Genomic DNA, 1,835 nt, shown 5'->3' with positions numbered 1-1,835 from the left:
GCTAGTGCCGCATCAGGCAACGTTCGCCCTGCTGATGACCTCGCGTAGGCGCTGATCAGCGGCGTGCTTGTTCCGCCAGATGATGTAGCGGCGGATCATGCTGCCCTGGGCCTTGTGGCTGGGATGGTCGGTGCTGTCGAGGGCGAAGTAGCGCAGGGCGGTGAACTGGGCCTCGATCCGGTTGAGCCATGAGCTGTTGGTCGGGGTGTAGGCGATCTCCACGTTGTTCGCCTCCGCCCACGTCCCGACCCGCTGGCACCGCTTGGTGGTCAGGTGGGGCGAGTAGTTGTCGCAGACGATCGCGATCCGCACGGCCAGTGGGTGCAGCGAGCGCAGGTAGCGGCAGAACTCCAGGAACTTCGACCGGTTCTTGGTCTTCTTGATGTGCCCGTAGAGCTGGTCCTTGCCCAGGTCGTAGGCGGCGAACAGGTGCCGCACCCCATGCGGGCGGGTGTAGGTCGCCCGCCTGCGCGGTCGGGGATCGCGGTCGGGGTCCTTGTGCCTGCCGCCGCGTTCGGCCCATTGCCGACCGGGGTGGGGCTGGAGGTTGAGCGGGCCGAACTCGTCCATGCAGAAGATGACTTCGGGCTCGCCTTCCTCGGGTATGACCTCGCCGTCGGCGATCGCGTAGAGGTGCTCGACGCGGGCCTTCTTCGTGGCGTAGTCGGGGTCGCGGGAGGCCTTCCAGGTCTTCACGCGTTGAAAGGAGACGCCTTCCTCGCGGAGCAGGATGCGCAGTCCCTCGTGGCTGATGTCGTCGACCACCCCCTCGGCGACCAGGAAGTCGGCCAGTTTGGCCAGGCTCCAGGTCGAGAAGGGCAGGCCGTGCTCGGCCGGCTTGGACTTGGCGATCTTCTTGATCTCGCGGCGCTCCGGGAGGGTGAACGTCCTCGGGCGGCCGCCCTTGTACTTCGGGTAGAGCGAGTCGAAGCCGTCGGCATTGAAGTTGTGGATCACGTCCCGGACCCGGTCCGCGCTGGTGAACGTCACCTCGGCGATCTTCGCCACCGGCATGCCCTGGGCGGACAGCAGCACCATCTGGGCCCGCCGCCAGGTCACCACCGACCCGGTGCCCCGCCGGACGATCCGCAGCAGGCGCCGCCCCTCATCGTCATCGATGTCCCGCACCCGCACACGTCCAGTCACGTGAGCATTGTGCTCGTCTGGAGTGGGGTTGGGCGGTCAACTGTCGGGCGTGGCTCCTACGATGCCAGGCATGGCGCGCTTTGAGGATCTCCAGCAGTCCCTGTGGGACACCGATAGCGACTACGGAGTGCAGCGGCGCGTGACTGACCAGGGGATTCTGGAGGCCGAGCGGCTGCTGAACGTCACGCTCCCCAGCTCCCTGCTCGGCCTACTGCGACAGCAGAACGGGGGCCAGGTCACGAGCAGCCGGAATGCCTTCCCCACGAGCAGGCCGACCTCATGGAGTGCCGACCACGTCCCCTTCGACAGCCTGCTGGGCATCGGCCACCGCGAGCGAACGATCTCCCTGCTCGACAGCCCGTACCTGGTCGAAGAGTGGAACCTCCCCGCTCCTGTGGTGCTGGTCTCGGGTGACGGGCCTTGCTGGATCGGGCTCGACTACCGGGCTTGTGGCCGGCATGGGGAACCTTCCGTCACCTGGTTCGACGCGGACGACAACTCGGAGTTGGCCCTCGCTCCGGACTTCCAGTCCTTCGTCGAGGGCCTCACCTCCGACAGCGGGTTCGCGAGCACGAAGAGCGACGGCTCACTCGGCTGAGCCCGCACGCAAAGCGCGTCCGTACTACGAGCGGCCAAACCCCTGCCACGAGCCCGTCACAGGGCAAACGTTGCTTGATGCGGCACTAGAA

At 66.8% G+C, this 1,835-nt stretch carries 2 protein-coding genes; one reads left to right on the top strand and one right to left on the bottom strand.

Annotated elements, in window-relative coordinates:
- Positions 1–12: 12 nt before the first annotated feature.
- Entirely contained in the window at positions 13–1,146 is a 1,134-nt protein-coding gene (locus ACFYNO_RS41150) for an IS630 family transposase (RefSeq protein WP_388023906.1), read from the bottom strand.
- 70 nt (positions 1,147–1,216) lie between these two features.
- Here ACFYNO_RS41150 and ACFYNO_RS41145 point away from each other — a divergent pair, with 70 nt between their 5' ends.
- Entirely contained in the window at positions 1,217–1,744 is a 528-nt protein-coding gene (locus ACFYNO_RS41145; RefSeq protein WP_388023905.1) for an SMI1/KNR4 family protein, read from the top strand.
- The last annotated feature ends 91 nt before the right edge of the window (positions 1,745–1,835 follow it).

The organism is Kitasatospora sp. NPDC006697, assembly GCF_042869935.1.
Classification (GTDB): domain Bacteria; phylum Actinomycetota; class Actinomycetes; order Streptomycetales; family Streptomycetaceae; genus Kitasatospora.
Note: the sequence above shows the minus strand (reverse complement) of the source record. Positions and strands in the feature narration are given on the sequence as shown.

Coding starts and splice junctions, on each gene's coding strand:
- ACFYNO_RS41145 (WP_388023905.1), top strand. CDS start 1,217: ATGGCGCGCTTTGAGGATCTCCAGCAGTCCCTGTGGGACACCGATAGC.